21 protein-coding genes, 1 tRNA gene and 2 pseudogenes are annotated in these 23,587 nt (G+C 44.6%); 17 read left to right on the top strand and 7 right to left on the bottom strand.

Annotated features, from left to right (window positions below; genetic code table 11):
• Positions 1-55 precede the first annotated feature (55 nt).
• Complete coding sequence (locus tag H6G40_RS03670) at positions 56-2,395, bottom strand: DNA methyltransferase (protein WP_190537295.1); 2,340 nt, start codon at positions 2,393-2,395, stop codon at positions 56-58.
• Between the two features lie 458 nt (positions 2,396-2,853).
• Between H6G40_RS03670 and H6G40_RS03665 the strand changes: the two genes are divergently transcribed.
• Positions 2,854-3,147, top strand: a complete 294-nt coding sequence (locus tag H6G40_RS03665; RefSeq protein ID WP_002731511.1) for an RNA recognition motif domain-containing protein — start codon at positions 2,854-2,856, stop codon at positions 3,145-3,147.
• Positions 3,148-3,259: 112 nt separating this feature from the next.
• A complete protein-coding gene (locus tag H6G40_RS03660) occupies positions 3,260-3,424 on the top strand; it encodes a hypothetical protein (RefSeq protein ID WP_002733784.1) in 165 nt (54 codons plus the stop codon).
• Between the two features lie 218 nt (positions 3,425-3,642).
• On the opposite strand, the gene H6G40_RS03655 is transcribed toward H6G40_RS03660, so the two are convergent.
• Positions 3,643-6,339 carry a CBS domain-containing protein gene (locus tag H6G40_RS03655; protein ID WP_069473919.1) on the bottom strand — a complete coding sequence of 899 codons (2,697 nt, stop codon included), beginning with the start codon at positions 6,337-6,339 and terminating at the stop codon, positions 3,643-3,645.
• A 113-nt stretch (positions 6,340-6,452) separates the two neighbouring features.
• On the opposite strand from H6G40_RS03655, the gene H6G40_RS03650 reads away from it, so the two are divergent.
• The 7 genes from H6G40_RS03650 to H6G40_RS03620 all read left to right on the top strand — a co-directional run bounded on the left by H6G40_RS03650 (position 6,453) and on the right by H6G40_RS03620 (position 10,380).
• Entirely contained in the window at positions 6,453-6,908 is a 456-nt protein-coding gene (locus tag H6G40_RS03650; RefSeq protein WP_069473918.1) for a CopD family protein, read from the top strand.
• A 362-nt stretch (positions 6,909-7,270) separates the two neighbouring features.
• Positions 7,271-7,459 (top strand): photosystem II reaction center protein PsbZ, encoded by a 189-nt coding sequence (psbZ, locus tag H6G40_RS03645; RefSeq protein ID WP_002732865.1) that lies wholly within the window; start codon positions 7,271-7,273, stop codon positions 7,457-7,459.
• A gap of 129 nt (positions 7,460-7,588) precedes the next feature.
• Positions 7,589-8,134, top strand: coding sequence for a 6,7-dimethyl-8-ribityllumazine synthase (ribH, locus tag H6G40_RS03640; RefSeq protein WP_002734236.1), 546 nt, complete (start codon positions 7,589-7,591; stop codon positions 8,132-8,134).
• 29 nt (positions 8,135-8,163) lie between these two features.
• Positions 8,164-8,400, top strand: a complete 237-nt coding sequence (locus H6G40_RS03635) for a hypothetical protein (RefSeq protein WP_002775335.1) — start codon at positions 8,164-8,166, stop codon at positions 8,398-8,400.
• Between the two features lie 71 nt (positions 8,401-8,471).
• Positions 8,472-8,543, top strand: a tRNA-Gly gene (locus H6G40_RS03630).
• Between the two features lie 171 nt (positions 8,544-8,714).
• The gene (locus H6G40_RS03625) at positions 8,715-9,122 is read left to right on the top strand and encodes a hypothetical protein (RefSeq protein ID WP_002733508.1); all 408 of its coding nucleotides are present in this window, start codon (positions 8,715-8,717) and stop codon (positions 9,120-9,122) included.
• A 10-nt stretch (positions 9,123-9,132) separates the two neighbouring features.
• A complete protein-coding gene (locus H6G40_RS03620) occupies positions 9,133-10,380 on the top strand; it encodes a glutamate-5-semialdehyde dehydrogenase (RefSeq protein ID WP_002731517.1) in 1,248 nt (415 codons plus the stop codon).
• A 182-nt stretch (positions 10,381-10,562) separates the two neighbouring features.
• On the opposite strand, the gene arsM is transcribed toward H6G40_RS03620, so the two are convergent.
• A complete protein-coding gene (gene arsM / locus H6G40_RS03615) occupies positions 10,563-11,537 on the bottom strand; it encodes an arsenosugar biosynthesis arsenite methyltransferase ArsM (protein WP_176721618.1) in 975 nt (324 codons plus the stop codon).
• A gap of 258 nt (positions 11,538-11,795) precedes the next feature.
• On the opposite strand from arsM, the gene H6G40_RS03610 reads away from it, so the two are divergent.
• Positions 11,796-13,478, top strand: coding sequence for a hypothetical protein (locus H6G40_RS03610; protein ID WP_190537294.1), 1,683 nt, complete (start codon positions 11,796-11,798; stop codon positions 13,476-13,478).
• A 355-nt stretch (positions 13,479-13,833) separates the two neighbouring features.
• On the opposite strand, the gene H6G40_RS03605 is transcribed toward H6G40_RS03610, so the two are convergent.
• The 3 genes and pseudogenes from H6G40_RS03605 to H6G40_RS03595 all read right to left on the bottom strand — a co-directional run.
• On the bottom strand, positions 13,834-15,117 hold the full coding sequence (locus tag H6G40_RS03605; RefSeq protein ID WP_002734254.1) for a TldD/PmbA family protein: 1,284 nt from the start codon (positions 15,115-15,117) through the stop codon (positions 13,834-13,836).
• Between the two features lie 64 nt (positions 15,118-15,181).
• A pseudogene (locus H6G40_RS23040) lies at positions 15,182-15,337 on the bottom strand (transposase); the annotation flags it as partial.
• A pseudogene (locus H6G40_RS03595) lies at positions 15,326-15,761 on the bottom strand (IS30 family transposase); the annotation flags it as partial. The pseudogenes H6G40_RS23040 and H6G40_RS03595, both read right to left, overlap by 12 nt.
• 157 nt (positions 15,762-15,918) lie before the next feature.
• Between H6G40_RS03595 and menB the strand changes: the two are divergent.
• The 3 genes from menB (at position 15,919) to H6G40_RS03580 (ending at position 18,227) form a co-directional block, all read left to right on the top strand.
• On the top strand, positions 15,919-16,752 hold the full coding sequence (menB, locus tag H6G40_RS03590; protein WP_002732420.1) for a 1,4-dihydroxy-2-naphthoyl-CoA synthase: 834 nt from the start codon (positions 15,919-15,921) through the stop codon (positions 16,750-16,752).
• 247 nt (positions 16,753-16,999) lie between these two features.
• On the top strand, positions 17,000-17,302 hold the full coding sequence (locus tag H6G40_RS03585) for an RNA recognition motif domain-containing protein (RefSeq protein WP_002799864.1): 303 nt from the start codon (positions 17,000-17,002) through the stop codon (positions 17,300-17,302).
• Between the two features lie 118 nt (positions 17,303-17,420).
• Positions 17,421-18,227, top strand: a complete 807-nt coding sequence (locus H6G40_RS03580; RefSeq protein ID WP_002793470.1) for a TylF/MycF/NovP-related O-methyltransferase — start codon at positions 17,421-17,423, stop codon at positions 18,225-18,227.
• Positions 18,228-18,852: 625 nt separating this feature from the next.
• Here H6G40_RS03580 and H6G40_RS03575 read toward each other — a convergent pair.
• Positions 18,853-19,470 carry a DedA family protein gene (locus H6G40_RS03575; RefSeq protein ID WP_002734739.1) on the bottom strand — a complete coding sequence of 206 codons (618 nt, stop codon included), beginning with the start codon at positions 19,468-19,470 and terminating at the stop codon, positions 18,853-18,855.
• A 69-nt stretch (positions 19,471-19,539) separates the two neighbouring features.
• Here H6G40_RS03575 and H6G40_RS03570 point away from each other — a divergent pair, with 69 nt between their 5' ends.
• The 4 genes from H6G40_RS03570 to H6G40_RS03555 form a co-directional block, all read left to right on the top strand.
• Positions 19,540-20,079: a pentapeptide repeat-containing protein gene (locus H6G40_RS03570; RefSeq protein ID WP_002731606.1), complete on the top strand. Its 540-nt coding sequence runs from the start codon at positions 19,540-19,542 to the stop codon at positions 20,077-20,079.
• 346 nt (positions 20,080-20,425) lie between these two features.
• On the top strand, positions 20,426-22,045 hold the full coding sequence (locus H6G40_RS03565; protein WP_103112563.1) for an ABC transporter substrate-binding protein: 1,620 nt from the start codon (positions 20,426-20,428) through the stop codon (positions 22,043-22,045).
• A gap of 330 nt (positions 22,046-22,375) precedes the next feature.
• A complete protein-coding gene (gene ilvN / locus H6G40_RS03560; protein WP_002732118.1) occupies positions 22,376-22,900 on the top strand; it encodes an acetolactate synthase small subunit in 525 nt (174 codons plus the stop codon).
• Positions 22,901-22,999: 99 nt separating this feature from the next.
• On the top strand, positions 23,000-23,587 hold a 588-nt coding region (locus H6G40_RS03555; RefSeq protein ID WP_190537292.1), incomplete at its 3' end, for an FHA domain-containing protein.

Genomic DNA, 23,587 nt, shown 5'->3' with positions numbered 1-23,587 from the left:
TGAGTACCTCGTCGAACTTAGAACTTTCAATGGGAACCAGCTTATCTTGATTGCATCAGATTTCTGGTTTTTTTAAAATGAACTCGATCGAGGCAAAAACCGCAGATAATTCTAGTTTAGTTGACGAGGAGAGTTTCTGGTAAACTTCGGCAATTTGATTAGAAAAACTATAGACTAATTTATTCTCCATATAGAGAGGATGTCCAATATAGTGGGAATCTTTAAGAATTTTTTTCAGTTTGTTGACTCGCTTCGGTGGAACAATTAACACAAGTTTTCCTGCCAGTTCTGGATAAATTTTTAGTAATTCCATAAAGCGATCGATTCCTGTGGTGATCGGTGTACTGGTTTCTACTTCAAAAGCGAACACTGCATCGCCTAAGTTATTAAACCAGATGAGATCGATCTGTTGTATTTTATCTCTGTCCCACTTTCCTAATTTATCGATCGGTAATTTTTCTAGAGAAATATCTTTAAAAGCTTCTCCATTCCAATAACCTGTAGATTGTTCTTTTTTGCCAATATAAGGCTTTAATCCGACAGCAATAGCAATTTTTGCCAGAGCGTAGATAATTTGATCGTGAGGAATTTTATCTGCTTGTTTGGGAAAATCTAAACCAGTTAAAACGGAAGAAATTGGCTCTATATTTAAATCGAGAGTTAGCTGAAGACCTTCTTCTTGCCCTAGTTGCCAGTGCCGACCATCGGGAGAATAAGCTAACTTTTCTAAAACCTTTAAAATCGATTGATCGCTTGGTGTTGTCCCGTTGATCAGGTTAGGCATGACCGCAAAAATAATTTCATCAAAAGTTGCTACTTTTCCCTGTCGTTTTTTGGCAGTTAGAAAATCCAAGAGATAAAATCTTATTCGATCTTCTAGCGGAATAAAACAACCGATTTTCGTATTTGTACGAATTCTCCAGAGATGATCTAATTCCGAAAAGTTGAATTCCTCTTTTAACAAAGGAGTAATATCATCTATTTGTTTCTTGACTTGGGTTAGTAAGCCATTTTCCAATAATTTAGGAATGAGCGCATTATAAATATCTTCTGTGGAAGCACCCGAACTTTTAACGATTGTCATCTCGGCCACTTCTTTAATAATTTGCAGGATATCGATCCCGACTTTACTGATGGCGATTGTTTTGGGATTATTCACTTTTCTAAAGTTTAAAACTAACTCTCCCGATAGGACAGTCAGAGGATTTTTCTTTTTGTGTAATGAGGGCGTAGTAGAATGTTGTACAGAGGAATTTACATACTCAAAACCAGCTTCTTGAGCAGATTTAACGATCGCATCCCAATAGGCAGGATCTTTGTGAGCAAAAACAATACTCATCCAGCGATCAAATTTCAAAACTCGAAACATTTCTCGAATGGAATTCGATAACAAATTGATGTAAGTTTCTTTCGATTTCTTTAAATCTCCTCCTTCGATCGCTTCCAATTCTCTTGCGGTATCGCTCACTTCAAATCCTAGCCAAGCATTCCACATAGTCGAGAGATCTAAATAGGCAATATGTTGTCCGTAGGGGGGATCGGTATAGATATAATCGACGGATTCCGACGATATGTCAGTTAAGTCCGTCGCTGAGAAATCAAAAATTGAAAAATTTTCTTGATAAAAATCACCGATTACTGTATTAGTTTCGATCTTGAATTTTGCCGTCCCCTTAAATTTCTGCTCGAATTGTTCCCAGACATTAAGATCGATAGTTTGAGGAGGAATCCAATAGCGATAACGGTGCATAATTCCGCTATTTCCCCGGCTTTCTATTCTTCCTCTCGTGGAACTAAAGGTTAAATTGGTTTTATTGAGAGTTGCCGAGAAAGTAAACCTCATTAAATCTTTAATGATCGGATCGGTGATTAATTCAATCTGGTTGAGAATTAGAGAAAGGGAAAATAATTGACGTTTGGTAAACAAATTTTCTACAGATTCTGCGTCCGCATTTTTCGGTAAACGAACCCCTTGCGGATACCAATAGGGAATCTCTAAATCCGCCGCTTCTTCTGGAGACATTCGATAAACTTCCTCAATCTTTTCCTGACAATTTCTGGCGATGTCATCGAAAGCAGACCGAAAATCATCGATGTTAACGGGACTAACAGCGATATTGCGGCAGATAAAACCAGCCATCGGGTTAATATCCGAGTAAATCGCCTTTCGCTTTAAAACTAGAGCCTCTACCGCAGTCACTCCCGATCCCCCAAAGGGATCTAAAACCACATCTCCCACCTGACTAAAACGCTTAATATATTCCTGTACCACATTCCAAGCGCGCCGGGTAAAATAGGGATGACTTCCCCAATGGCGTAACGTCCCTTGTTTTTTGGGATCGATCGGCCCAGAAATGGGATCGATCATTCTATAGTCGAAGGAGGAAGCACTCATCTGGCCTTAAGAATAGAGTTCTATATATTACTGTACCCAGATGTGAGGGTATGGCGAGGATACCCTCTTGGGAGCATCCTACGCACTGCCGGAGGAAGTCCGGCTCTTGTTGCCGTTTCTCGGCAACAGGTGGGGAAAGCACCCCAGAAATCGAATCCTCGGCCTTAGTTTCCAGGGTTTTTAGGGCAGTTTCGATCGGATGGGGGGATAAACTCATAATTAGGGCATTTTATAGGGCAGCATTCTAGTCTAGTTTATCTGCTCCGGTGGCGGGAGCGGCAGCATCGATCAAAGCTAATAGCTATGTGCTAGGATGGAAGTTGAGAATAAAAGTCGGCACTGCGGCTCGTTGTCAGTATTAATGGTCAAAGCGTTTCTGTTTAGTATTGGTTCAGCTAGTTCCCGAAATCTTCGTTCTCTACAAATCTGTTGTTTTTATCTGTGCAAGGATAGGTTTTATGTCAATTTATGTTGGTAATCTCCCCTTCGAGGTTGACCAAGACGACGTAGTTGAGGTTTTTAAAGAATACGGTAAAATTAAGCGCGTTCACCTCCCCATGGATCGGGAAACGGGAAAAAAACGCGGGTTCGCTTTCGTGGAAATGGAAACCCCAGAGGAAGAAACGAAGGCTATTGCCGCTCTTGACGGCGCTCAATGGATGGGGCGAGAATTAAAAGTCAATCAAGCTCGTGAAAGAGAACCCAAATCTTCCTTCGGTGGTGGCAATCGCAATCGAGATCGTCGCTACTAATCCCCAATCGTAACCATTCTAGGCTATGATTACCTAACTTCTTTTCATTGTCAACAGGGGAAGCGATCGCTCGTTTCCCCGCTTGTCTATCTAATATCCCAAGGAGATTCTTGTGGCTAAACGTCGTAATTTGAAAAAAGAAAAAGCTGAACGCAACCGTGCCTACGCGCGTCAATTCCGGGCTGCCTCTAATCGTACCACCACCAGAGGAGGTAGAGGCGGTTATTCCAGCGATCAAAGACAATCTTCGGAAAATGAAGGGGCAGCCGATACCTAATCTGCTGACTTAGTTAGGGTCTGCGGCAAAAAGTTTTTCGTGGGGACAGGGTGTAGGGTGTGGGGTGTGGGGTGTAGGGTTTTACCGATTCTCATCTGGTCAATTACCTAATTTTCAGAGAAAAAGTCCCAGAATTTTCCCCCTATCTCTCCCACAACTGGTACTTTTTGATTGACAAAAAGTCTAAAAGTCTTACCCAATAAGGTTTTTAGATTTATTCAGCAAGCCCGAGTTAATCTAGCAATAAAAGCCATAGCTTCGCTTTTATTGCTGACTATTCCATCTAAAGTCGCCCCCAATACTGCCGCAAGTAACGATTTAAACCCGGGACCTGGTTGATAACCCAAAGCTTTTAGGTCATTGCCGTCGATAGGAGCCTCAATCTGCGACCATTTAGTTAAATATTGCCAGATTAAACCCCGAATCCTAGTCTCACTCCTCACCGCCACCAATAACAAACTAGGAACCTGATAACCATTGAAAAAGCTGACAATTTGACTAACGGGTCGATCATAAGCAAAATTATTGCTAATCTCCCTTTCCATAACTTCTAGTTTTTGTAAACGCTCCACAGTATCTTTAGGCAATTGTAAATTATTAGCGATCGCTATTCTTTCCCCCACAGCCAGAGAAGCGATTAATAATTCCAACCGCATTAACCAAACATTCACCGGCAATTCCAGACTTAAACAATCTAACCAACGACTGAGACAGCGCAATTGTCGCCATAAAGCCCGATTTAAACTTAAATCCCCGTGTAAACAGTGCAAAGCCCCCAAATCGGCCAACTTTTCTAAGGCACTTTCCCAGTAATCCGCCTCTAAAATATAATTCAACTCCGCTTTTAAACGGGACTGTAAAGCGGGTGCATTCTGATTTTGTTGCCGTGAGCGCTCATAAACTCCACTTTCGATCGCATACCTAATATAGTTTTCTGTCAAGGGTTCAATAACAAATCCTAACCGAGTGGCAAAACGCACCGCTCGATAGATGCGCGTCGGATCCTCGATAAAACTATTAGCGTGTAAAACCCGGATATTTTGGGCGCGTAAATCCAACATACCGCCAAAAAAGTCGAGTAATTCCCCCTCTTTCGGCGAAGTTAGGCGAATTGCCAGAGCATTAATTGTAAAATCCCTTCTATACAAATCCTGTCGAATCGAACTAGCCTCCACTTGGGGATTACTGGCAGGATAGGGATAGAATTCCGTGCGTGCCGTGGCGATATCCACCCATAACGAGCCAAAACGCTCATCTTTGTGCCATAACAAAGCCGCCGTCTGAAATTCCCCGTGAATCGATAACCGGGCCCTCGGATAAATTTCCTGTAAACAATTAGCCAATTCTACCCCCGCACCCACACCGGCGGCGCGATGGCAGCCATCCACCACTAAATCGATATCCTGTAACAATAAAGTATCCCTTTCTGTGGCTAACAATAAATCCCGCACCGCACCCCCAACCAGATAGAGATGCCAACCGCGTTTTTGAGCGGCAGCGGCGGCAGCTTGCAGGAATGACCATAAAATCGACTCTAAACGCTCTTTAATCGCTGGTAAAAGACAGGAAACCAAAGCAAACCCTTCAAAACGCACCCGCTCATTTTGATGAATCTGTCTTAATACATCTGTACGAGTGACGATACCGACTAACTGCCCGTTTTCTAGTACAGGTAAACGCCCTAAATCATACGTTACCATCAGCGACTCGATTTCCTGAAGAGAAGTGTCGGGGGTAATAGTTTTCGGATTACAAGTCATGTATCCCTTCACAGGAGAGCGAGAAAAGCCGTGATGGAGAGCTAAATCGAGGTCACGACGAGAAATCACCCCAACTAAGCGATCCTGCTCATCTACCACCGATAACCCCGAATGGCCGTAACGGAAAAGGATGCGCTCGGCTTGAGATATGGAAGTATCGGGACGAATTGTCCGCACCGGAGAAGACATTAAATCCCTAGCAGTGGGAGAAGGAGGAATTTGAGCAATTAAGTCCCCCAGCAGTTGGTTTAACTGTTGAACTGGCTGAACATCGCGAAAACTCACCGAAGCGGCCTGAGCATGACCACCGCCGTTATAGGGGGAAAAAAGCTGACATAGATTCACTCCATCGATTCTAGATCGACCAATCACAGTTAAACGCTGTCGGGACTTATCTTCCTCGTCTTTACTATAACTATGGCCGAAAAGTAGTGCATCACTATCGGATAATTCCAGTAGGCGCTCGGCCACACTAGACAAACCCGGGATAAAATCGGCAGTATGGAGAAGAACGTGGGCGATTTTACGGTCATGGATCGTTTTAATCTCTAGATTTTCCCAAGCAAGGCTAAATAACTCCTGTAAGCGCGGGGAAAAACTCGGTTGACAGTATTGGGCGATCGTTTTAATGTTAGCAGCACAGGTCATTAACCAAGCCAAAGCATAGGCATCCCTGGGGGTACTACTGGCAAAAGTCAGGGAACCCGTGTCAACGTGAATACCGAGTGCCATTACCGTCGCTGCCATCGAGTTTGGTTTAATCTGGGCTTTTTGTAAAGCTTCGACAATTAAAGTCGTGGTGGCTCCCACCGCTTCTAAATGGACGCTAGAGGCATGAATATCACTTTCACTATCCAAATGATGATCATACAATTCGATCGCCTGTAAATGCCCTAAATCGAGCCACTGGGAGGCTTTTCCCAGACGCTCTCGCCACTGATTATCAACGATAATTAAAGAGCGAATCTGGGACGGATTGACACTACGCATTTCAATTAAAGCGAATTCATCCCGATGCAGGGCTAAAAATTCCCTTACTGTTGGGTGCGCTCCCCCCGTTAACACAATGCGACTACCCGCTTTCAGCAACGATAAACCCACCGCTGCCCCCAAAGCGTCAAAATCCGCCGTTTGATGACATAAAATTAAATCCATATTTTTTAGTAAGGAGAAGTTATCGGGATTTTTTCTGTATCTATTGTTACTAAATGCTCGGCAATAACCGGGTCAAGAACTATAAGTTAGCAAATCATGACTGAGAGAAACCGATGTTGTTCAAAATTTTAGTAATTCTCCACACCCTAGGGGCGACCGTCTGGGCCGGTGGGCATTTATTGTTGGCAGTCACCGTTCTACCCCAGGCCCTCAAAAACCGAGAACCAGACCGAATTCGTCAATTTGAGCAATATTTTGAAAGTTTTGGGTTATCTGCGCTATTGTTGCAGGTAATAACAGGCCTGGGACTGACTTGGATTTATTTGCCCGGATTTCGTGATTTTTGGTCATTTGATAGTTTTTTATCGGTTTATATAGGAATTAAGTTAGCTTTACTGTTATTAACTCTCATCTTGGCCCTTCATTCCCGCTTTTTTCTCATTCCTAAACTGAGCGAGGAAAACTTAAATGTCCTCGCCCTGCACATAGTCGCCGTCACCACTCTAGCAGTATTGTTCGTCATTTTTGGCGCTGGCATCCGTTTGGGGGGCTTAACCATTAGCTTTTAGCAGTTCAGCAGTCTGGACATCTTTCTAGGGCAGCTTTGGCGAAAACGCGAAAATACTGTAATCTGGGCAAGGGATTACAGGGAGTCAATTCCCCCACCTAACCCTTGCCATGCTGCTTTTGACAAGGATAGACACTGGAAAAAAGTTTTCAGCCCCGCTGGGGCTAGATAGTCAGTGGCAGTAAAATTAAAATGCTCGTGGATTCAGTCTGACAGGGATATCTCCTGGGAACCCCTGATTCAGGGAGGACTTAGAGAAAGGATCGTCCAGTTAAGTTGAGTGGAAGCGAGGCTCTTCCATACAAGTATCAAATCTGGGAGAATTATCTAGATAAAGATCAACTGCTTTAGGAGAACCCAATCATGTCTATTGTTTTTCAATTTTTTCTCATTGCCTTAGTTTTATTTTCCTTGCTGATGGTGATTGGTGTCCCCGTTGCCTATGCTTCCCCCCAAAACTGGGATCAATCGAAACCCCTTCTCTATGTGGGTTCGGCAATTTGGGCGATTTTAGTCGTTGCCGTCGCTATTTTAAACTTTTTAGTGATTTAGTCTTGATCAGGGGGACGGGGGACAGGAGTCAGGAGCCAGTCGTCAGGAGTCAGTCGTCAGGAGTCAGTATTCTCCCCACACCCCACACCCCACACCCCACTTCTCCCCAACCCCTAACCCCTTTTACCTATGACTGTTTTTGAGGGAAATTTTACCGAGGATATATCGTCCTTGCACTTTGCGATCGTGATTGGTCGTTTTAATGATCTGGTCACTGATAAACTGTTATCAGGCTGTCAAGACTGTCTCAAGCGTCACGGGGTTGATGTTAATCCCGATGGCACACAAGTGGATTATATCTGGGTACCGGGTAGCTTTGAAGTGCCAATGGTAGCCCGTCAAGTCGCCCTTTCCCACCGTTACGATGCCGTTATTTGTCTAGGGGCAATTATTCGCGGACAAACGCCCCATTTTGACTACGTTGCTGCCGAGGCTGCTAAAGGCATCGCTGCGGCCGCTTTTCAGACAGGTGTTCCCGTTGTCTTCGGTATTCTCACCACTGATACTCTACAACAGGCCCTCGAACGGGCCGGGATTAAAAGTAATTTGGGCTGGAATTATGGCCTATCTGCCCTAGAAATGGCTAGTCTCATGCGTCAATTGCGCCCCCGGGATGAAGATAAACCCCTAGAATTATTGGAAAATAATCCCCCACAGGCACTGATGGAAGGCTAAGAAAATTCCCCCAGCATTTAGGGTTTTAGTTGTCCCCACTCCCCGCTGTCGAGAGAATCAAGACTCTGGAATTAGATTTAGAACCAGAGGGGCCGATTACGGCAGCTTTTGAGGCTATGGAACGCCCTATCACTGAAAAATTCGCCGCCATTGACAAGTGCTTTGATCGCTTGCAACATCAGTTCAACCGACTACAGGCTAAGATAGAAGTGGTTCTCGAAGCTATTACCGGTTTGGGGGATTGGCCAGAAGATGAATTATTGTAAAAAAATGCTCCAAACCAGTTGACAAATGCTCTGAGATTTGGGATGCTTAGGGAAGTGTAAAAAAACGGCTTGCGGGCATAGCTCAGTGGTAGAGCGTCACCTTGCCAAGGTGAATGTCGCGCGTTCGAATCGCGTTGCCCGCTTGAAAAAATCTTGAAATAGCTCTTAAGATTAGTAGGAATAATTTAGGGATATCCCTTAAGATGGGGATTATCCGTGAGCAATAGGGTTGAGGATTTTGGGCAACCATTGAATCCCTGAGCTATTGACCACGAGCGACTAAAAACAACCGTTTATAAACAAAAATTTAGCTTGTGCGACCGCATAAATATACCAAAATCGACCTACACCAAGACTATCCTTGTCCCTGTCGTCGGAAAGGGACATTATGCCCGATTTTATTGACCGATGCCTTTGGCTGCGATCGCTGTCAACAGATATTTGTGGTACAGGAAAACGGCCAAATTATCGAACAATTAGCCCCCCACTATCCCTATAAACGCAGTTGGCGCTGGACGGGATTTCGTTGGGTGAGTACGAATCGGCGCCTTGCACAAGAGGTATTACCCCTGATGGTGGGGATAATTCTGTTATTATCGGTCGTCTGGCTACCCTTAATTTTAAAATCACCGCCAGGGGTAAGCGTGATTTTTGGGGCAATTCTAGTTATGCTATTAGTTATTTTGCCCGCGTTAATCTTTTGGTTAGCCTATCGACGCTAGACAAGAATCTATGATCGAAAGTTCCTCCATCCCCCCCCTGACGATCTTTAAGCAAGCATACAATGCTTTTCTGGCTCTAGGTCAATTTAATGGCAATGAAAGAAATCGCGGAGTAATTGCGATCGCTAATGCCATTAAAACTGGCTTTGATCGTATTTTAGAAGCCAATACCCTCGATTTAGAAGTCAGTCGAGAGATGGCTGTCTCAGAACAAATGATTCGCTGGCTACGGTTAACTCCCGAACGTTTAGAGACGACGGTGGAGGTATTACAACAACTAGCGGAAGCATCGGATCCGCTGCAACAGGTAATTAACGCAGCCTATCAACTCAATCCTTCCCAAACCTATTGCCAAAGGATGCCTTTAGGAGTGATTGCCTTCGTCTATGAAGGTTTTCCGGAATTAGCGATGGTAGCGGCGGGATTTTCCCTAAAAAGTGGCAATAGTTTGATTATTCGCGGTTCCAATGCCTCTAGTCATTCCGATGAGGTGATTACGGAAATTATCCAAGAAGCATTGGAAGATGTGGGTTTACCCGTGGATTGTGTGAGTGGTTTACCCTGTGATTCTAGTCCCTCCCTAGAGGAGTTGCTGACCCAGGAAAATTATGTTAATTTGATCATTCCCTACGGTCGCCCTAGTTTAATCGGTCGCGTGAGTCAATTGGCTACGGTTCCCGTTTTGCGTGCGGCCATGGGAAACTGTTATTTGTATTGGTCTCCTAGTGGCGATTTGGAGTTAGCTCGTCAGGTAATTATCGATAGTCATGGCAGCATACCAGATCCGGTTAACGCGATCGAAAAAGTTTTAATTAGTCCCCATCACAATTCTTCGACTTTAAGTCGTTTGTTTAAAAGTTTGCAGGAAAAAGGCTTTAAATTGCGGGGAGATACCCGATTAGCGGCGGATTTTCCCGAACATTTAACTATTACTACCGATAATGATTGGCAAAGACCCTATTTAGAAAAAACGGTGGCCTTTAGGTTAGTGGATACCCTCACTGATGCGATCGCTTGGATTAATAAGTATAGTAGCGGTCATGCGGATTGTATTGTCACCGAATCCTATCGAGAAAGTCGTCAATTCGCCATGGAGTCCGATAGTGCTTTAGTTTATATCAATTCTTCACCCCGATTTGATCGCAATCCCAAACAGGGAGAATCGGTATTTTTGGGCATTTCCAACCAAAAAGGCCAGCGCCGGGGGTTAATCAACCTAGAAACCTTTACCACCCTTAAACAGGTAGTGCAAGGCTAGTTTTTTTCAGTGTTGCCAAAGGCACGGCGTAGCCGTCCAGTGAACAGTGAACAGTAATCAGTGAACTGAAAACTCACATCTGATAACTGATAACTGGTAACTGATAACTGATAACTGGTAACTGGTAACTGATAACTGATAACTGATAACTGAGGGATCGAACTTGCCTCGACCGTACTTTTTTAACAGCAACCGCCCCCATTATAGTGCCAAGTGGACTCGGTGATGAGGATATCTTGGGGAGACAAACGAGCTAAGTTGCTCGCAGTTTTATCACAGACGGCCACTGGTAATCCTTTGGCTAAAATATGCCCAGCACCATCATCAAAAATTGCCTCCGTACCAGTATAAATAGCAGTTTTGCCGGTAAAAATACAGGCCCCATCTTCGGGAATAGCTACTTTAAAAGCAACGGAATCCAAACTTTCTAAGAGGAGCGGCTTGGCTAAATTATAACTCTGACAGTCCAGTAAACGATAGGGACGACGGGCCCGAATTTCTACCTGACCAAAACCAGCAGCAATCAACTGTTGAATATAATCATCGTAGGTCAAGGCCCCCGATAGACACATAGCCCTTAAACGCTGATCTTCTTGCAAATGTTCAGGAATTGGACGAGGGGCGATCGGATCACTCATCAGTAAACGTCCTCCCGGTTTTAAGACGCGAAAAGCCTCGCGTAAAGCTAACTGTAAATCGGCTGGTTTAAAGATATTAAAAAGACAATTCTGCGCCACTACATCGACGGAGGCATCCTCCACCGGCAATTCAAAAGCGGAACCATCTTTAATTTCCACAAAATCGAGACTAAACCAGGGATTTTCTGGCAGTGCTTCGCCGAGATTTCTTTGGGCTGCCCAACGCATTTCCGGCACTGGATCCACCGCAATGACTCCCCCCGGACGACGGGAAAAATAGGCGAATTGCAGTGCTTCTAAACCACCACCCACACCCACATACAAAACCCTGGGAGAATTGCCCAATTCATTAACCTGCACCGTCGTGCCACAACCATAGTTCATCTCCTGCATAATGGCGGGGATTTTTAACCCCGGCAGTTGCAAAGGACTGCTTTGAACACAACATAGCCCCACTTCGGGAGCTTGGGCTACTTCGCTGTAAAATTTGGCAGTAGCTTCCAGATAAGTCATTTTCATCCTTTAAACTCCTTTTCTCTGATCAATTCAAGGACTTACTTCGCATCCTCGCCCAACGCTATCTTAGCAGGGTGGATCGGCACCCCCCTGATCAAGAGCGGATTTCAGGAGGGATCGAACCTAAAATCCCTTTTTAATTTAATTATAACCAGCTACTTAGCTGCATATCGAGGGATTTCTTCATCCCCAAACCGATCGAGAAGTTACCGGGTTAATCTAGGATTAGCTCCTGTTGACGGCTGTAGAGAGGACAGAAATATGATACTGACAATAATCGATCGCCTTACGGAAACCAACCCGCAAATTATGCGAGAATGGCAAGGAAGATTAACCCCGAAAAATATCTCGATCGCCTCGATTATCTCCCTTGTTGGTCAATTATTAGTTTACTTGTACTATCAAAATCTCTTGCCAGTAGGAGCGGGATTTAGTCGTTACTGTACCGCTAATCCCCCCAATAACAACGACTATTATCCCTATAGTGGGCTTAAATACTGTATCCAAGACTTAAATGGTCAATGGATGATTATCTCCCGGTTATGGTGGTTAGATATCTTCACTTTTCTGAGTATTACCGGCATTTTCGCTCTTTTAGTGGTGGGAACCTATCAATTAATCGCGGACCTTTCTGGGGAAGAGCGCCGAGGTACACTTAATTTTATCCGTCTGAGTCCCCAACCCGCCAAAACGATTTTTATCGGCAAAATTTTCGGGGTTCCCATTCTCCTCTATCTCGTCTGTCTTCTCGCTTTACCCTTTCACTTGGGGGCGGGTTTATTAGCAGGTATTCCCTTGTCGTTAATTTTAGCCTTCTACGCGGTTCTGATCGCTAGTTGTGCCTTTTTCTATCATGCTGCCCTTAGTTTCGCTTTAGCCACGCCATGGTTAGGAGGATTTCAACCCTGGTTAGGCAGTGCTACAGTCTTAATCTTTGTGTTTTATAGCAGTATTTTTACTTTATCGGGCTATGGCGGTTCCCGTACCCCCTTTGATTGGTTAATTCTCTTTAATCCTAGTTTTTTCCTTCCCTATCTAGTTAAATCTACCTTTCTCCCCCCCGATGCGGTACGCTATCTAGGAATCTCACAAATCTTCGATCTGCGTTGGTACGGTCAATCTCTCTGGCAATCCGTTATAATGGGTATTGGCTTAATTTTGCTCAATTTCGCCCTCTGTACCTACGGTTTAACCAGAATTATCCAGCGTCGCTTCCATAATCCCCTCGCTACTCTTGTTAGTAAACCCCAAAGTTACTGGATGATGGGCTGTTTTAGCGCCATTAGCCTAGGTTTTGTCTTCCAAACTCTCGAACCGAGCTATCTTTTCGATAATTTTGTCATTCTTAGCGTTTTTGTGGCAATTTTTGGCTTGTTAATCCTTTTTGCCCTCACTCCCCCCCGTCAAACTCTCCAAGATTGGGCGCGCTATCGTCATCTGCAAGGAAAAAAGGGCATTAGTCTGGGGAAAGCTCTAATCTTTGGCGAAAAAAGCCCTTCTACCCTAGCCATGGCTGTTAACGTCGCCATTGCCATTTTATTCATCCTTCCCGCTATTTTTATCGCCCCTCTCCATCAATATAAACTAGCCACTGCAGCCGGGTTTCTCTTGGCAATGAACATGATTTTAGTCTATGCCGCTATCGCCCAATTATTGATGTTAGGCAGCACAAATAAACGCGCTTTGCTGGCAGCCACTAGCATCGGCATTTTGATTATTTTCCCCTTCCTCTGTTTCGCTGTCCTGCGAGTTGATCCCAGTCAATCTCCGCTTTTATGGTTTTTTACTTTTCTTCCCATTGCCGCTACTAAATACGCTACACTTCCCTCTTTCGCTTTGGCAATTTTCAGTCAGTGGTTGGGTTTAACCCTCGTCGGATGGCAAATTAATCGCCAATTAAATCGCCTTGGTGCCTCGGCAACTAAAGCGTTAATCCCAGGCTGAAAAATACCTACTCAAAGGGGAGATTAAATAATATCTCTGCCGATAATTTTCTCCCCTTGAGTGTCGGTTAATTTTTTTTCCAAAAAAGCTTGACAAAACCCCGCGACTTGACAGATAATTTCTTATATAATGGGAATCCGTGCCTGCCTGCGACCCCCCTCTTTTCAGGTCAAATAAAGCCCAAAAAAATTAACCCCAAAAAGTAAGCTGAGTTAATTTCAGTTCCCAGATGATTCGGAGCATCTTTCAATTTGACAACGCCTATTGTAGGGCTAATTCATGAATTAGCCCTACACATAGTAATTTCAGTTCCCATCTGATTAGGAGCATCTTTCAATTTGACAACGCCACATTTTTACCCTACCACTGATAAACTATCAACGATTAGCGAGGGAGTATAACAGGAGCCATTCCATTGATTATCGGACCCCAAAGCGATTAAATTCTGCAAAGCAGTATAAACATTTCCCGTTACCATTGTATCTTTAACTCGTCCGGTGATTTTGCCCTTTTCTATGCGATAACCCAGATCGATATTGACAGAAAAATCGCCCGAAATATCGGCCCCATGACCTAAAATTTGGTCAATAACTAGACCTTCATCTATTTGCGAGATTAAATCCTCTAAAGTTCCCTCTCCCGGTGCCACGATTAGATTAACTAAATCTGGCATAGGATAAACCCCTAACCCGGGACGAAAACCGTTTCCCGTCGGAGTAGTTTTTAATAGTCTGGCCGTGGTACGATCGCTATAGAATTCTTTAACTCTACCTCGTTCAATTAAAGATAAAAATTTGGTGGGAGTTCCCTCATCATCAAAGGGACAACTATAGGGTTCTCGCTCCGGTTGTTGAGATAAAGTCAACTGTTCTGACATAATCAATTGACCGATTTTATCACTCCAGGGCGAGGATTTTTCTAAGATCTGTTTACCATTTAAAGCCATCGCCACCGTACCCCATAACAGGGTAACTGCATTAGCAGTCAATAAAATTGGTAATTTACCTGTGGGACTATCCACATTATTGGCGGCCCATTGTAGTCGCTGCAATAACTGTTTAATTACCGTATCGGGATGAGGTGTACTGCGAGTATATTCCCCATCATAAACCGCGAGAAAATCCTCCCCCCGCACCCATTCAATCCCCAGATAATAACTCAAAGCTGTATCGGTATATTGACAATATAAACCCTGGGAATTAACTAAACGGGTGATTTCCCGTTCACATTCCCATTCACCACTACAAATAACCTCAGGATAAACTTGGCGAATTTGGCCAATCATTTGATTACCCATCTCGATTAAAGATTCTACCGCCACATCCTGGCCAATCGGGTCATAAATTGCCTGTCGTGGTGCCGAAAATTCGATTTCTTCGGGGGCATTGAGATAGGATAAATTTAACGCTGTTTCTACTAAAATTTCCGGTTCCACATCACCATAACCCACCGCTAACCCCGGACAACCCTCGCGCCATAATCTTAAGGCAGTTCCCACAGATTCGGAACTTTCTAGCTGTTTGAGACGATTAGCCTCAAAAAAAACGGGATGGGAAAGGGAGGAAGATTGATAAACTTCGGCTGCCACTGCTCCCGATTTGAGAGCCAGTTCGATGAGTTGTTGCGGATCGATCGTCATGGTGATAGTTTTTGAGATAATGGCTATCTGATTAGCGAAAATTTGGGTTTAAAACCCCTTCGTTTCACGACAGTTTTTCTTGATCTCTAATATAGCACTTAAGAACTGCCAATGGCACACCTCCCACAGAAGAAACAAAATAACTAGGAGACCAAAGAGCATCTTTCCCATCTGATTTAGGATAAGCAGCTTGTTTATATCTGCCACTAGAAACCGCTCTTTCTACCTGCTCTGGTTTAAGGATTTTCAAATTCGTTCTTTTGGCAAAAAATTGTCTCAATAGTCCATTGGTATGCTCGTTTAATCCCCTCTCCCACGAATGATAAGAAGTAGCAAAATAAAAATCTGCTCCTAGTTTCTGACTCAACTCTTGATGTCCACAAAATTCTTTAACCTTGTCACAAGTAAAGGTTTTTCTTTGGTCAGGGTGAATCTCTTGGGAAAGTTTTTCTGTGACAAGGGTTGATTTCCGATGCGGTTTTGTTTTTGGCTAATCCTGCTACTAAAAATTTCGAGGCTTTGTCCATATATGTAACGATAATTCCTCGATAATTTCCTCCAATCATTGTGTCACTTTCCCAATAACCGATTTCGGTTTTATGGTCAGCAATTGCTGGTCGCTCGCTGATATCTACACGACTAGGATCAATATATTTTGAATAAATAGTCAGAAAATATCAAGAAGGGAATCGGCTTTAAACCTTGTCCGTCAACTATCCATTCCCCTATTCTGGCGCTCCCTGCTTCAACGTGGGGGACAAAATGAGGTAAGGTAAAAAAGCTGTGCCTATAACCGAGACTATGAGCGTTGAATGGCAATCCGTCAAAACCTACGAGGATATTCTTTACCATAAATGGGGGGGGATCGCCAAAATTACCATCAATCGACCCCATAAGCGTAATGCCTTCCGTCCGAAGACAGTTTTTGAGCTTTACGACGCTTTCTGTGATGCTCGCGAGGATGCCCGCATTGGGGTAGTATTGCTCACGGGTGCGGGTCCCCACAGCGATGGCAAATATGCTTTTTGTTCCGGCGGCGATCAGACGGTGCGCGGTCAGGCGGGTTATATTGGCGATGATGGCGTACCCCGGCTCAATGTGCTGGATTTACAGAAATTAATTCGCTCCATCCCCAAGGTAGTTATCGCGCTGGTGGCAGGTTATGCGGTCGGGGGCGGTCATGTTTTACACTTGGTTTGTGATTTAACCTTAGCGGCGGATAACGCCATTTTTGGCCAGACCGGTCCGAAAGTGGGCAGTTTTGACGGCGGTTTTGGCTCTAGTTATCTGGCCCGGGTAGTGGGTCAGAAAAAAGCTCGCGAGATTTGGTTTCTCTGTCGGCAGTATAACGCCCAACAAGCGTTAGCAATGGGTTTGGTTAACCATGTCGTCCCGGTAGAGGAATTAGAGCAGGAAGGGATTAAATGGTCCTTAGAAATTCTCGAAAAAAGTCCCTTGGCGATTCGCTGCCTAAAATCGGCTTTTAATGCTGATTGTGATGGTCAAGCGGGTTTACAGGAGTTGGCGGGTAATGCCACTCTACTCTACTATATGACCGCCGAAGGGGCTGAAGGTAAACAGGCTTTCCTCGAAAAACGTCCCCCCGATTTTAGTCAATATCCTTGGCTACCCTAATCAGTGAGCAGTAAACAGTAATCAGTAATCAGTGAAAAGAAAGCAGAAAACCGCCCTATAATACTGCTCACTTAATACTCCCTACTCCTACTGATAACTGATCACTGATAAGCTATGCTAGTTTAGAGAGAGTAGTTAGGTTCGGTAGCAGCATTGGTTTCAAACAGAAGTGGTTTTTCCCTGATGGCCTTGACTGGGTTGTGTCCGATCTCCTTCTCGAAATGGCTGTGATATTGGGAGACAATCCATGACGATTTACGTTGGTAATCTGGTTTATGACGTCACGACAGATGACTTGAAAGAGGTATTCGCTGAATACGGCACGGTTAGTCGCGTTTACTTGCCCGTAGATCGGGAAACGGGTAAAATGCGCGGTTTTGGTTTTGTGGAAATGTCCTCCGATGAGGAAGAAGCAAAAGCGATCGAAACTCTTGACGGGGCCGAATGGATGGGACGACAGATGAAAGTCAACAAAGCTCGTCCCAAAGAAGATAATTTTGGCGGTGGTGGCGGTGGTGAGCGCAAAAACTTCGGGCGCCGGGAACGTTAAACAGATTCTTGGAAAATTCCAGAAGCGGTTATTTCTGATAACCGCTTTCTTATCGATAATTAATAAATCTGCGTTTGTTTTCTAACATCCTAATACCCATTTTAAATGGGTAACAGCTATGAATGATCAATCCATTGCTCTGACCTCGTCCTCGCTCGAGGATGAACCGCTCCACCGCACATCGGAGCTGCCGATCTGGTTCGATAATTTCGCTAATCTGGCACAGGCCTACGAGGGAAAGCTCAACGAGTCCGATCCCGTAATAGAGCCTAACGATCTTCGTCTGCATCTATTAACCACATTGCTCGGCACGCCTCCTTCAGAGGCCTATTATCTCGTGCAGGGTTTAGCCTGGTGTCGGGAGGTAGAGGGCGATGTGTGCGAGTTTGGTGTGGCGCAGGGAGAAACCTCCGCACTGATCGCCAATGAAATCGCCGGAACGGACAAGACCTTACATCTATTCGATTCCTTTCAAGGTTTGCCCGCCCCCTCGGAAAAAGATCACTTGCTCCACGATATTTTCGATTTGGGGAATATGGAAGCCTATAGGGGAAAAATGCGATGCCGTGAGGGAATGGTTCTAGAGCGATTACGGAAGATTTCTTTTCCCGAACATCGCTATGTAATTCACAAAGGATTTTTTGATCGAATCCTCGAGCGAGGGGAAAATTTACCAGCGAGGGTTTCTTTCGCCTATGTGGATTTCGATCTGTACGAACCAATCAAACAGGTACTAGAGTTTCTCCACCCGATCACCCCCCCCGGAGCGATTATCATCGTCGATGACTACGGTTTCTTTTCTTCGGGCCCAAAGACGGCTGTAGATGAATTTATTCAAGATAAAAATGATCGGGAAAAGGTCTATGAGTACATGATTCCAGATACTCGATACGGACATTTCATCGTTTTGACGAAAAAAGGCTAACAGACGCAAAGATATCCGTTCGTCTGTACCCGTAAATTGCCTGTGAATATCCGATGTGTCGGGGGTAAATACAGAACCAAACCCTATTTAGGGTTTGCGGCAAAAAGTTTTTCGTGGGGGTAGGGTGTGGGGTGTGGGGTGTAGGGTTTTACCGATTTTGAGGGGGTCAATTACCTAATTTTCAGGGAAAAAGTCCCTGAATTTTCCCCCCGATCACTCCCATATTTGGTACTTTTTGATTGACAAAAAGTCTAAAAGTCTTACCCAACAAGGTTTTTAGATTTATTCAGCCAACCCTAAATAGGGTTGGCTGAATATCAGTTTAAGCCTTGCTATAAAATGGTTTTGGGACTTTTTTGGCTAAAAAAGTCCCAGAAACGAACGTTGAGAAATGGGAATGGGGACTCAAAACCCTTGCACTTTCGCTCTTCGATTGGGAAGGGTTCCACTTGCAGACGTGCGAGGTCATTCTGTTATTCTGACTTCCCCTCCCGACGACCGGCTACTGACGACCGACTCCTGACCCCAGCCTAGTACTTTTTCAGCAAACCCTAGGTAGTTGGGGAATCTGCCACAACCAATCGATATTCCGACGCAACAAACGCACCAGCTCCCCGTCATGGCCTTAAACCGCCGTTTTCCGTGACTCAAGGATGGGGTGAATAATTGTCCAGGCTAGGACGATAATTAAAGCCAAGATACCAAAACGAGCCATAGAACTGACTAACTGGTGCAAGGGGAACAAACGGCCTAAAAAGAAAGACAATGTCACCATAATCGTCGCCCACACCGTCGCCCCACCCAGATTACAGAGAAAAAAGCGACCGTAGGGCATTCGGGCAATTCCCGCCATGGGACCGGCAAAGATTCTTAACAAAGCCACGAAGCGACCGAAAAAGACCGCCCGGGGTGCATTTTTACTAAATTGATCCTTGGCTAATTCTAGTTTTTGAGGCGGAATCCGAAAGAATTTGCCAACTTTTAACAAAAACGGCCAACCTCCAGCGCGACCGAGCCAATAGCCAAAATTATCGCCCAAAACTGCTCCTGTAATTGCGCTGACTAAAACTAACCAATAGTTTAAATCACCGCTACCGGCAAGGAAGCCGCCGACAATGGTGATGGTTTCTCCCGGGATGGGAATCCCCGTATTTTCCAGGGTGATGCCGATAAATACTGCCCAGTATCCGTATTGGTGGGCGATTTCTTCAATATTTTCTAGGGATAATAGCTCTAGGGACATGGAGCGCTTTCTTAACAAAGGTTTACGAATATTCTAAGATATTTTTACAGTATTTAACCGTGGCTGAACATGACTTTTCCCAGTATTGATTTATTAGCAATTCGTCAGGGTGAGATAAAAGATTTAGCGGGCATGAACTTGGCAGGGGCTGATTTAGCGGGTGCAGACCTAGCAGGGGCGAATTTACGCGCAAATTTACGCGGTGCTGACCTCACAGGGGCAAATTTAAGGGGAGCAGATTTTCGTAATGCCGATTTACGCGGGGCAATTCTCCTCGATGCGATCGTCACTGGGGCAAGTTTGGCCGGCGCTTTTTTAGCCGGGGCGGTTTTTAATCATCTAGATTTGTCTGGGGCAGATTTTCGCGGTGTCGATGGCCGGGGAGTGAGTTTTGTCGGGGCGATTTTAACCCAAGCGGATTTTACTAGCGCTAATCTGTCCGGGGCAGATCTATCAGCTACCGATTTAGAGGAAGCAATTTTTTTCGGGGCGATTTTACGCGGAACAAATTTTACTGATGCCAATCTTCTTTGTGCTAATTTAGCCTCGGCAGTAACCACGGGGGCAATTTTCGATCGAGCTTGTTTGGAAGGGACAGGATTAACCTAAATGGCTGATAGATAAAAGAAGATGAGTTTCTAATTCGTTGCTGGAACCTGATCTAGGTTTAAAAATCTGACCCATTCCCCTGTTTATCTGCCTCCATAGCTCCAGCTATTCTGAACCATTTAACCCCTTTGCTGCCTTGAGTCTTCTTCTTGGCCAAATTGATCAAGTTTTTGCCATTCTCCACCAGAAAATTTAGGTTAATTGTCTGGGTAATCAGTGCAGTTATTGAAGAATTTTACCCAACCAATTAGGCAATCAACCCAGTTCCTTAAGAGAACCTAGTAGAAAAGATTATCCTCAAAAATGATAGGATTGATCGATACCTAGCTGCCGTTAATCGCCCTCGATGAGATCTTTACGCCAACTTTACCGCTATTTAAGTTTATTTTGCCTCTGTCTTCTTCTGACCGTGGGCTGTCAGTCCACTAATTCCAATTTACCCCAGGGGAATAGCGATCGCCTGATAATTGGGACAACCCTAAAACCACGCTCGATCGATCCTGCCGATAGTTATGAGTTAGCGGGACTTTTTATTATTTATAATCTCGGTGAAACTCTCTACACCTACGCCGAAGGAACCACTAATTTAAAGCCTCTCCTAGCCACGGAATTGCCGCAAATTAGCCCCGATGGTTTGACTTATACTATCCCAGTACGTCGAGGAGTTATCTTTCATGATGGCACGGTTTTTAACGCAGAGGCGATGAAGTTTTCTCTAGAAAGATTTATCAAAAATGGTGGGGAACCTTCCTTTCTTCTCCGGGATACAATTGATAAAATCACCGCCAGCAAAGAGGACGAAATTACTATTAAATTAACCAGACCTTTTGCCGCCTTTCCCGCTCTTTTAGCTTATCCCGGAGCCTGTGCGGTTTCACCCAAATTTTATCAAATTGGCGAAGGTAAATTTAAACCCGAAGAATTTATCGGCACAGGACATTATCGATTAAAAGCAGTTACTAGCGATTCTTTTAGTTTAGAAGCTTTTGATCGCTATTGGGGAGAACCGGCCAAAAATAAGGGAGTTAATGTGCAAATTTATCTCTCGAATCCTGCCAATTTATTTAACGGTTTTCAAACAGGTGCGGTGGATATTGCCTATCAATCTTTACTGCCTCCTCAAGTGAGAAAATTACGCACAGAAGCAGCCCAGGGAAAATGGCAAGCGATCGAATCTTCTGGGGCAGCAATTAACTTTATGAGCGTCAATCTCAAAAGTGAACCCACCGATAATATTTTAGTGCGACAAGCAATTGCTTCTCTAGTCGATCGAGATTTACTTAATGATCGCATTTTACAAGGTCAAGGCATCCCTCTTTTTAGTCTCATTCCTACTACTTTTTCCGAGTCACAACCGGTGTTTAAAGAGCGCTATGGCAACCATAATATAGAACAAGCCAAACAATTACTAAAAACTGCTGGTTATAGTCCAGAAAACCCCGCAATTGTAGAAGTTTGGCACTCCTCGGGATCGATAACTTCCAGCAGCGTGGCGGCAGTGATGAAAGCTCTAGCAAAACGGGATTTAGATAATATGATTCAATTTGAACCCAATAGTATCCTAGGAGCAGCCTTTTTCCGTAATATTAGCCGGGGACTTTATACCACTGCTCTATCCAATTGGTATCCCGATTTTTTGGATGCAGATAACTATATTTATCCCTTTTTGGATTGTGCTAAAGGTTCCCCAGAAACTGGCTGCGAAGAGGGAGGATCACAAAGTCAAGGCTCATTTTTTTATAGTCAAGAAATGAATCAATTAATCGCCCAATCCCGTCAGGAAAGTAACCCAGCCAAAAGAAAGCAGATTTTTGGTAAAATTCAAGAAATTCTCGCCGATGAAGTTCCCTATATTCCCCTTTGGCAAACCAAAGAATATGCTTTTGCTCGTCATGGCATCACGGGAGTTATCATCAATCCCAGTCAAACTTTTCCCTTCTGGACAATCGCCAAAAAATCCCGATAATTAATCATGAGTCAGCCGTCAGCTTTTGCTCCCTGCCTCGCCATGCTGGTAGGGGGTTTTATCTGTTAAAATTTCTTATCGTCGTGAGGCGAAAACAAACTGTTCTGGCCTTGCCTCCTGTCTTACAATAGTTAAATATAGGTTGTGTAGATAAGTAGCTGTTTATAATTAAATTAAAAATGGATTTTAGGTTCGATCCCCCCTGCCCCCCTTGATAAGGGGGGTGCTGATCCCCCCTGCCCCCCTTGATAAGGGGGGTGCTGATCCCCCCTGCCCCCCTTGATAAGGGGGGTGTCTGACAACTTTTAACGCCTACCTACTTAGATCGCCATGAAACACACATTATCCGTATTAGTTGAAGATGAAGCGGGAGTTTTAACCCGTATTGCTGGATTATTCGCCCGTCGCGGCTTTAATATTGAAAGTCTAGCCGTCGGTCCTGCTGAACAAATGGGAGTTTCTCGCATTACGATGGTAGTGCCAGGGGACGAGGACAGCATCGAACAGTTAACCAAACAACTTTACAAATTAATTAACGTCCTCAAGGTGCAGGATATCACCCAAACCCCTTGCGTGGAAAGGGAATTAATGCTGATTAAAGTTAATGCTACCGCCGAGCGCCGAGCAGAAGTGATCGAATTAGCGCAGGTATTCCGAGCGCGAATTGTGGATATTTCTGAGGAAACCCTGACCATCGAAGTGGTGGGGGATCCGGGTAAAATGGTGGCGATTATGCAAATGCTGAATAAATTTGGCGTTCGCGAGGTGGCCCGTACCGGTAAAATTGCTCTGATTCGCGAGTCGGGAGTCAATACGGAATACCTCAAAGCTTTAGAGGCTAAAATGTCAATTTAGGGATATTGGGGATGAATTGGGGTGTTAGGGTGTTAGGGTTTTAGTTGAAATTCCCCACTTCCCCGCTTCCCCTATTGCCTTCAGAAGCTGATAAAAACTATGTCTAACCAGTCGCCGAAAACCCAAATTAGTCAACTTGTCACCGTTGCCGTGCAGAAATTGCAAGGAAAGGTAAATTTTCAGGCGGTAAATCTCAAAAAAGGGGCGAGAGTTCCCGAATTACGCCTTAAAAACGAGAATGGCAGCGGGGAAAGCAAATATCCCCTCATTGGCGATCGCTATTTGTTGGGCCGTAGTTCCAGTTCCTGTGATATTACTATCCGTAATAATGTGGTTAGTCAGATTCACTGTTCCCTGCAGCGGGATCCGAAAAATCCCCATCATTTCCTGCTCACAGATGAAAACTCCACCAACGGGGTTTATATGGGTAAACGTCGTCTGAAAAGCGTTTCCCTGCGTCATGGGGATACTTTTACCCTGGCCCCCCCAGACTTAGCTAATTGTGTCACCATCTCCTATTACTGTCCCCCTCCCCTGTGGGCGAGACTTTTGCGCTATGGTTTCTATGGTGCGGGGGGTATTTTCGGTTTATTGGTTCTAGGGATTATCTGGGAAAGTCGCAGAGTTAATGTTTATCCACTCCCTTCCGGGGTGAGCGGTCCGGTGGTGGTTTACCCTAGGGATGGT

The organism is Microcystis viridis FACHB-1342 (assembly GCF_014698335.1).
GTDB lineage: Bacteria > Cyanobacteriota > Cyanobacteriia > Cyanobacteriales > Microcystaceae > Microcystis > Microcystis ichthyoblabe_A.
This window is presented reverse-complemented; position numbering and strand designations above follow the sequence as displayed.

What these genes read in the sequence shown, in the direction of transcription:
- H6G40_RS03670 (WP_190537295.1), bottom strand. Translation starts at nt 2,395, where the DNA reads ATGAGTGCTTCCTCCTTCGACTATAGAATGATCGATCCCATTTCTGGG.
- H6G40_RS03665 (WP_002731511.1), top strand. Translation starts at nt 2,854, where the DNA reads ATGTCAATTTATGTTGGTAATCTCCCCTTCGAGGTTGACCAAGACGAC.
- H6G40_RS03655 (WP_069473919.1), bottom strand. Translation starts at nt 6,339, where the DNA reads ATGGATTTAATTTTATGTCATCAAACGGCGGATTTTGACGCTTTGGGG.
- H6G40_RS03650 (WP_069473918.1), top strand. Translation starts at nt 6,453, where the DNA reads ATGTTGTTCAAAATTTTAGTAATTCTCCACACCCTAGGGGCGACCGTC.
- psbZ (WP_002732865.1), top strand. Translation starts at nt 7,271, where the DNA reads ATGTCTATTGTTTTTCAATTTTTTCTCATTGCCTTAGTTTTATTTTCC.
- ribH (WP_002734236.1), top strand. Translation starts at nt 7,589, where the DNA reads ATGACTGTTTTTGAGGGAAATTTTACCGAGGATATATCGTCCTTGCAC.
- H6G40_RS03620 (WP_002731517.1), top strand. Translation starts at nt 9,133, where the DNA reads ATGATCGAAAGTTCCTCCATCCCCCCCCTGACGATCTTTAAGCAAGCA.
- arsM (WP_176721618.1), bottom strand. Translation starts at nt 11,537, where the DNA reads ATGAAAATGACTTATCTGGAAGCTACTGCCAAATTTTACAGCGAAGTA.
- H6G40_RS03610 (WP_190537294.1), top strand. Translation starts at nt 11,796, where the DNA reads ATGATACTGACAATAATCGATCGCCTTACGGAAACCAACCCGCAAATT.
- H6G40_RS03605 (WP_002734254.1), bottom strand. Translation starts at nt 15,117, where the DNA reads ATGACGATCGATCCGCAACAACTCATCGAACTGGCTCTCAAATCGGGA.
- menB (WP_002732420.1), top strand. Translation starts at nt 15,919, where the DNA reads ATGAGCGTTGAATGGCAATCCGTCAAAACCTACGAGGATATTCTTTAC.
- H6G40_RS03585 (WP_002799864.1), top strand. Translation starts at nt 17,000, where the DNA reads ATGACGATTTACGTTGGTAATCTGGTTTATGACGTCACGACAGATGAC.
- H6G40_RS03580 (WP_002793470.1), top strand. Translation starts at nt 17,421, where the DNA reads ATGAATGATCAATCCATTGCTCTGACCTCGTCCTCGCTCGAGGATGAA.
- H6G40_RS03575 (WP_002734739.1), bottom strand. Translation starts at nt 19,470, where the DNA reads ATGTCCCTAGAGCTATTATCCCTAGAAAATATTGAAGAAATCGCCCAC.
- H6G40_RS03570 (WP_002731606.1), top strand. Translation starts at nt 19,540, where the DNA reads ATGACTTTTCCCAGTATTGATTTATTAGCAATTCGTCAGGGTGAGATA.
- H6G40_RS03565 (WP_103112563.1), top strand. Translation starts at nt 20,426, where the DNA reads ATGAGATCTTTACGCCAACTTTACCGCTATTTAAGTTTATTTTGCCTC.
- ilvN (WP_002732118.1), top strand. Translation starts at nt 22,376, where the DNA reads ATGAAACACACATTATCCGTATTAGTTGAAGATGAAGCGGGAGTTTTA.